The organism is Paenibacillus sp. 01T442 (genome assembly GCF_056398345.1).
Map to the genome: position 1 here is coordinate 170451 of NZ_JBFTPF010000010.1, position 7156 is coordinate 177606.

The following is a 7156-nucleotide window of genomic DNA, read 5'->3' on the forward strand; positions in this document are numbered from 1 at the left end:
AAGATGGTTTGTGCGCGGTCAACTTATACACAATCATAAGAAGTAGGAGTGATCATCACAAGATGTCGACAAAAATGTATATAAAGGACTATCCAAGGCCTCAGTTTGTGCGAGAATCATGGAATAGTTTAAACGGTGAGTGGGAATTCCGGTTTGATGACGGGAACGTTGGAGAGAAAGAAAAGTGGTACGAGGAGTTTAATGGGGACCTCAAGATCATGGTACCGTTCACTTATGAAACGAAGGCCAGCGGTATTGGGGAAGAGGCATTTCACCCTCAAATATGGTATCACCGATTGCTCGAAGTTCCGAAGGAACAAGAAAGCAAACGGATCATCCTGCATTTCCAAGCGGTGGACTATCTCGCTAAATTGTGGGTGAACGGAACGTGTGTAGGTCAACATCAAGGTGGATACGCTGCGTTTTCATTTGATATTACGCCCTATATTCAATTTGGTCAGTCAAATAGCCTCGTCATGAAGGTAGAGGACAGCCAGAGCTGCACGCAACCACGCGGTAAGCAGCGTTGGGTAAAAGACAATTTCGAATGCTTTTATGTTCAAACAACTGGAATTTGGCAAAGTGTATGGTTGGAATATGTGGCGGAATCTTATATCAAATCCGTGAAAATGACACCTGATCTAGACCGTCAATCGGTACGCTTCGAATACCAAACGCATGGTGATTTAAAGCAGGGGCAGCTTCGCTTAGAGACTCGAATTAGTTTTAAGGGGAAGATCCTCAAACAAACCGCTTTGATCGTGGATCGGGCTTGGCTGCAATTGGAGGTAGATTTGCTGCATGAGGCTAATGGTCCATGGAAGGTAAGCAGATGGTCTCCGCAAAGTCCGAACTTATATGATGTGGAATTTGTTTTATTTAAAGATGATGTGGTGATCGACCACGTGTATTCTTACTTCGGCATGAGGAAGATTTCGATCGAAAAAGGTAAAGTTCTCCTCAATAATACGCCTATTTATCAGCGGTTAATTTTAGACCAAGGGTACTGGTCCGACAGTCATTTGACGCCGCCTTCGGAGCAAGCATTAATAGAGGATATTGATGCTATTCTCGCCATGGGATACAACGGTGTGAGGAAGCACATGAAAATTGAAGATGCGCGGTTCCTATATTGGTGCGATGTCAAAGGGCTTTTGGTATGGTCTGAGATGGCAGCCACCTTTGAATTTAATGATGAGGCAGTTGAGACCTTCACCAAGGAATGGATCGAGATTGTAAGGCAGCAGTATAATCATCATAGCATCATAACGTGGGTGCCCTTTAATGAGTCTTGGGGCGTCATGCAAATTTTGAATGACCGTAAGCAGCAGAAGTTCACTGAGGGCATCTATCATTTGACTAAATCGATGGACCCGAATCGTCCTGTCATCACAAATGACGGATGGGAACATACCATATCAGACATTTTGACTTTACATGATTATGTGGAAGCCGGTTCGGAATTCCTCCAGCGTTACGCGGATAAATCCCCTATCGTAAACAACGAATGGGCATTCAACAAAGGGAAATATGCCCTAGCCCAAGGATACACGTATCGTGGCCAGCCCATCATCATTAGTGAATTTGGCGGGATCGCTTTCCAAACTGATAAAGGCTGGGGGTACGGCAATCAGGTGGTGACGGAAGAGGCATTTATTGAGCGATTCCGAAGCATTACCCAAGCGATTAAGGATATCGACTACATTTGCGGGTATTGCTATACGCAAGTGACTGATGTCCAGCAGGAAATGAACGGACTTCTCACTGAAGCACGGAGACCGAAGATTCCACTAGAGCTTATCAAAGAAATTAACCTCGCATAAAAGTTAAGAGGCGGTGTTGAGAATGGAATATAGAAGACTTGGACGTACGAATTTAAACGTTTCTTGTGTTGGATTCGGTGGCGCACCGATGGGGCTGGATAACTATTTGGAACCTTATGAAGCTCAGAAAAGCMGTGACGTGGTTATCGATTCTCTTCATATGGCTTTGGACAAGGGACTTAATTATATTGATACGGCACAGGGTTATGGAAATGGGTTAGGCGAAAGTATAATCGGAGCCGTGTTAAAAGAACGTCGTCATGAGGCGTATATTGCTACAAAGGTTCCCTCAAATCTTGGCTATGACGATGTGATTCGATCCGTCGATGCAAGCTTGAAGAATCTCCAAACCGATTACATCGATGTTATGCAATTCCATGGAGGGTATTTAACAGAAGAGGATTATCACCGAATTGTGAATGACGGACCGCTGGATGCACTAAAAGTATGTCAAGAACAAGGTAAAATACGTTTCATCGGAATCACGAACGAGGTTCCTGATCACGTATTGCTTTGGTCCATTCGATCAGGATATTTCGATGTCATTCAAGTTCGGTATAATCTCTTTTATCAGGGTGCTGCAGATCCAATCATTCCAGAAGCCGCTAAGCATGACGTTGGAGTCGTCGTCATGAGGCCGCTGACGAGCCAATCTCTATATCGCTTTATGAAGCGCGTTGCGCCAGAGTCACTTGAGACGATCAATCCTCATAGGATCGCCTTAGATTTTGTTCTCTCTAATCCCGATGTTTCCGTTGCCATATGCGGTATGCGGACCATTAGAGAAGTATTGGATAATGTCAGTACTGTGGATGCAAAAGAATGGCGTTGGGATTTCAAGCTTGATCGCGGTCAAGGTGGAGTCCAATTTTGATTCACAAGCCAGAAGCGTTCGTGCTGACGCAGGCCAACCTGCTTCAAGGATTCATGAACACGTTAATATCGTCATGGAGTGGAAGGAGTCGTTATATGAGCACGATGCAGATGAAAACATTTCGAAACCCAATATTGGAAAAGGGTGCTGATCCTTGGATATATCGGCATACGGACGGTCATTATTATTTTATGGTGACGCGGGGCGACCGGTTGGATTTATGGAAATCCGAATCGATGAGCGGAATTGCGAACGGCGCGATGAAGACCGTCTGGACTCCTCCGGCGGAAGGGTTGGACAGCAGGAAACTGTGGGCACCGGAAATCCATCATCTCGGAGGCAAATGGTACATTTATTTCACGGACAACGACGGAGGCGGAGACGAAAGCCGCAAAATCTACGTGCTTGAAAATGAGCATGCCGATCCTCTCGATGGAACATGGCAGATGAAGGGGGCCGTGAATACGGCCTTGCCCGGATTGGACGGAACGGTGCTGGAGCACAACGGGAAGCTCTTTTTCATGTACGCGGGCTACGGCCATTTTCCGAAATACGGCTCGGCGGTCTACGCCGCCGAAATGGAAAACCCGTGGACGATCAAGGGGGAGGAATCGCTGCTCACCAAGCCGGAATACGATTGGGAGCATAAAGGCGGGATGGCGATAAATGAGGGGCCTTGCTTCCTTAAGCGTTTCGGCAAAGTATTCCTGATTTATTCCGCAAGCACATGCTGGTCCGATGACTACGCACTAGGGATGCTGACCGCAAAGGAAGACAGCGATCTACTGAATCCGGCTTCATGGACCAAGAGCGAGAAACCCGTTTTCTGTAAATCAGTTGAAAACTCCGTCTTCGGCCCTGGCCATAACAGCTTTACCGTATCCCCGGACGGAACGGAAGACTGGATCGTCTATCATGCCATACCGGTATCTGAAGGCGGTAGTAACCGAAGAAGCGCCAGAATGCAGAAATTCGGTTGGACGGCGGACGGAAACCCGGACTTCGGCGATCCGATACCGGCTGAGGTCGAATTTGACGTGCCTTCAGGCGAAAAGTGAAAATCGATCCGGCAGCTTGATAAACCTTGGCTCTGAAAGAAATTGGGGTATAACAATGGATTACATAAAACATGTAAGGTCTATGGTTGGACATGAGAAAGTCATCATGGTGGTTTCTGGAGCTTTTATATTTGATAAAGAAAATCGGTTACTATTACAACAACGTTTGGATAACGAAAAGTGGGGTCTTCCAGGAGGGTTTATGGAGTTAGGGGAAACCGTTCAAGATACAGCGAGGAGAGAAGTCTTCGAGGAAACCGGTTTACATTTAGGGAAACTTGAGTTGCTTGGAGTTTATTCAGGTTCAAAATATGATAAAACCTTTTCTAATGGAGACCAAGTTTCAATGGTTCAATTCATTTTCACTTGTAAAGAATATGAAGGTGAATTAATCAAACAAAACGCCGAATCTATGCATAATGCATTTTTTGCACTCGATGAGTTACCTGACAACTTATTCCCTGACCATAAAGTCTTTTTTGATGATTTAATATTCAATAAAGAACGGCCGATATTGAACTAACGGATAAAAGGGGATCGGCTCATGCAAGGGTATAATGTTTTAATGATATCTGTTTCGGCTTGAAGACGGGAACGAGTTATACGATCACCGTAGTATTCGGTTCCAGCCATTTTTTTTGGAAAGTGCCTTTGAGCTCTATAAGCGAGCGGATAAACGCATGTATCGGATGAAGAAATATGCTATGTCGAATACGAAAAAAGAAGTCGACCATCTCGTGGTCGACTTCTTTTTATTTTATTGCGCGGTCAGGATTTGTGGACCTTCAGCTGTGATGGCGATCGTATGTTCGTATTGGGCGGCGAGCTTGCGGTCCAGCGTCCGCGCGGTCCAGCCGTCCGGATCGATTGTCATGTAGTAGGTGCCTTCGGTGATCATTGGCTCGATCGTGAACACCATGCCTTCCTTGATGCGGTAGCCTTTGCCGGGCTTGCCGACATGCATATAGTTCGGCGCCTCGTGCAGATCCCGGCCGATGCCATGAGCGAGTAGGTCACGCACGACGCCGAATCCGTTCGATTCGGCATGCCGCTGGATAGCGCTTGTCACATCGCCGAGCCGATTGCCGGGCTGMGCTTGCGCGATACCGAGGTCAAGGCATTCCTTCGTGACACGCATCAGCTTCTCGGCTATCGGCGAGATCTTCCMGACAGCATAGCTCCAGGCTGAATCACCGAGCCAGCCGTCGAGCTCTGCGACTGTGTCGATCGTCACGATATCCCCCTCCTCAAGTGGCTTATCTCTAGGAAAGCCATGCGCGATCACGTCGTTAACGGAGGCACAGGTCGCATATTGATAGCCCTTGTAGCCCTTCGTATAGGGCTTGGCGCCGTGCTTCAAGATAATGTCCTCGAAGATGCGCTCAATCTCGTTCGTCGTGATTCCMGGTTTGATGAGCGGGGCGATCGTGCGATGGCATTCGGCAACCACTTGGCATGCCTTGCGGATAGCCTCGATTTCATGCTTGCTTTTTAAGATCACCATGTTCGTATCAGGACTCCTTCGTAATAGCTTGCATCGCGAGCTTGGCGATTCGATCGACGTCCAGCTCCGAAGCGCCCGCATAGTAGTACAGTCCGCAGCAGCCAACCAGCACGGCAAGCATAAGGTCTACGCTGTCGTCTTCGCGCTGGGCGATCGATTGGAGCGGAACATACAGCCGTTCCATGAATCGTCTGTTGGTAGAGTGCCGATCCCTCTCAGGCAAGCCTGCATAATGTTCCGCCGCCATTTTGTAGACGAGATATGCGCGGGCGTCCGACTGCCACAGCCGGAGCAGCGCCTTACAATACGTCAACATCTGTCTCTCATCCTGGCCGCCGCCGTAGATGTTTGCCCATTCTGCAAGGGCTTGCTCGCATCGCTCGAAGCCGCTGCCCAGCACATCTTCTATTAATAAATGTCGGTTGGGGTAATAATGGTATACCGTGCCGTAACCGATCTTCGCCTCGCGGGCGACGTCGCGAATATCAAAGCTGCCGCTCGTGTGGAAGTAGGTACGCGCGGCAGCGTCAAGGATCTGTTCACTGCGCTGCATGCGGATGAGCTCATTTTGTTCTTTGGTACGGGGGCACATGGACGCGTAATCCTCCTTATTTAGACCTGCAAATTTGTCGATATAAACATAGTAACGCATGCGGCGGGGATATGCAAATTATCTGTTAGAGAAATAAAGTTATTTATTTGAAATAAAGTTCTATAGTGAACTGAACGAAGACAGAACTCCATGCAGGAGAGAAAGTGGGTTTTCTTAACGCAAGAGGAATAAATAACCAGCTAGTCGAATGCTAATGGTATGCTATGGAAAGGAGGATTCAATTATGTACTTTCACAGTTATAGAAAGCCGATAAGAATCCGCCAACTTCCTCAAAATTGGTAATTTGAGGAGGGTAAATATGAAAGTTAATGATAATTATCTGAAAGAACAATTAAAGCATGTTTATTGGTTAAATGGTGGTTGTTGCGCGGGCAAGACCACAATGACAAAGAAATTTGTTGAGGAGTTAGGATTTCAAACGCTAGAGGATAATGTCTTAAAATATAGACCATTCACTAGCCCTGTTGAATACCCCGCCATTCAATATCCTCATCCTGGTTTGGACTGGGACAAATGGTTTAATAAACCCAATGATGAACATTGTGAATGGCTTTTTCAAATTGTCGAAGAAATGATGGAGTTTTATGTTATTGATTTGTTGAAAATGCCTACCGATACACCAATCATAATAGATTTAGGAATAATGCCTGAATTAATATTACCCTTTATTCCTAAAGAAAGAATGATATGTCTCTACACGTCTGATAAAGAAATAGAAAGGCTATATTTCTTCAGGGAAGACCATAAGATGATTTTGGATGTTATTAACCAAACAGCTAGTCCATCAGAAGCAATCAAAAACGGCAACAAAAACATGGTGAAGTTTTCTCATGATATTAGAAATGCCTGTATTGATAATGGTATCAAAACCATTGAAAGAACAAAAAGCTTAAGTGTTAAAGAACAATTTAGACTAGTTCGTGAACATTTCGGAATTTAAGTTKAACCTCCAGTAGCGTAGGTATCATGTGCAGGCTGCCAAATAGACAGGCTGTTGCACGAACGCAGAACTATAGCACCACAACATTAAGCTTAAAAAAGGAGCAATTTAGCGATGTACGAACATCTCGTTGTATTCAAGTTCAATACTAATGTCACGCCAATCAAGCAACAGGAATTGCTGGATCAATTGTTATCGTTTCGGGATCGTATCCCCGGGATATTTGATATAAGTGCAGGCATCAACGTAACTGAAGAAACGGAAAATATTAAGGGCTATACTCTCGGATTACGGGTAACGTTTGAAGACCTTGCGTCGCTGCGTTCATATGGTCCGCATCCCG

Annotated in this window: 8 protein-coding genes; 6 read left to right on the forward strand and 2 right to left on the reverse strand. The window is 45.9% G+C overall.

Going from position 1 to position 7156, the window contains the following annotated elements:
* Positions 1-62: 62 nt before the first annotated feature.
* The 4 genes from AC1DLM_RS11725 to AC1DLM_RS11740 are packed head-to-tail and all read left to right on the forward strand — an operon-like array spanning position 63 to position 4278.
* Positions 63-1823: a glycoside hydrolase family 2 protein gene (locus tag AC1DLM_RS11725; RefSeq protein WP_477570008.1), complete on the forward strand. Its 1761-nt coding sequence runs from the start codon at positions 63-65 to the stop codon at positions 1821-1823.
* 22 nt (positions 1824-1845) lie between these two features.
* Positions 1846-2697, forward strand: coding sequence for an aldo/keto reductase (locus AC1DLM_RS11730; RefSeq protein WP_477570009.1), 852 nt, complete (start codon positions 1846-1848; stop codon positions 2695-2697).
* Positions 2694-3755, forward strand: a complete 1062-nt coding sequence (locus tag AC1DLM_RS11735) for a glycoside hydrolase family 43 protein (RefSeq protein ID WP_441989280.1) — start codon at positions 2694-2696, stop codon at positions 3753-3755. The genes AC1DLM_RS11730 and AC1DLM_RS11735 overlap by 4 nt, the downstream gene beginning before the upstream one ends.
* Positions 3756-3810: 55 nt before the next feature.
* Positions 3811-4278 carry an NUDIX hydrolase gene (locus tag AC1DLM_RS11740; RefSeq protein ID WP_441989281.1) on the forward strand — a complete coding sequence of 156 codons (468 nt, stop codon included), beginning with the start codon at positions 3811-3813 and terminating at the stop codon, positions 4276-4278.
* Between the two features lie 234 nt (positions 4279-4512).
* Here the strand turns inward: AC1DLM_RS11740 and map are convergent, their stop codons facing one another.
* Both map and AC1DLM_RS11750 read right to left on the reverse strand, forming a co-directional pair.
* Complete coding sequence (map, locus tag AC1DLM_RS11745; protein ID WP_477570010.1) at positions 4513-5259, reverse strand: type I methionyl aminopeptidase; 747 nt, start codon at positions 5257-5259, stop codon at positions 4513-4515.
* Between the two features lie 7 nt (positions 5260-5266).
* Positions 5267-5851 (reverse strand): TetR/AcrR family transcriptional regulator, encoded by a 585-nt coding sequence (locus tag AC1DLM_RS11750; protein ID WP_441989283.1) that lies wholly within the window; start codon positions 5849-5851, stop codon positions 5267-5269.
* A gap of 320 nt (positions 5852-6171) precedes the next feature.
* Here AC1DLM_RS11750 and AC1DLM_RS11755 point away from each other — a divergent pair, with 320 nt between their 5' ends.
* Both AC1DLM_RS11755 and AC1DLM_RS11760 read left to right on the forward strand, forming a co-directional pair.
* Positions 6172-6813, forward strand: a complete 642-nt coding sequence (locus AC1DLM_RS11755) for a DEAD/DEAH box helicase family protein (protein ID WP_441989284.1) — start codon at positions 6172-6174, stop codon at positions 6811-6813.
* A 114-nt stretch (positions 6814-6927) separates the two neighbouring features.
* Positions 6928-7156: Dabb family protein (locus tag AC1DLM_RS11760; RefSeq protein WP_441989285.1), on the forward strand; the 229-nt coding region annotated here is incomplete at its 3' end.

Bases quoted from the DNA above. Each gene is read 5' to 3' on its own strand.
- AC1DLM_RS11740 (WP_441989281.1), top strand. From the start codon at position 3,811: ATGGATTACATAAAACATGTAAGGTCTATGGTTGGACATGAGAAAGTC.
- AC1DLM_RS11725 (WP_477570008.1), top strand. From the start codon at position 63: ATGTCGACAAAAATGTATATAAAGGACTATCCAAGGCCTCAGTTTGTG.
- AC1DLM_RS11750 (WP_441989283.1), bottom strand. From the start codon at position 5,851: ATGTGCCCCCGTACCAAAGAACAAAATGAGCTCATCCGCATGCAGCGC.
- AC1DLM_RS11755 (WP_441989284.1), top strand. From the start codon at position 6,172: ATGAAAGTTAATGATAATTATCTGAAAGAACAATTAAAGCATGTTTAT.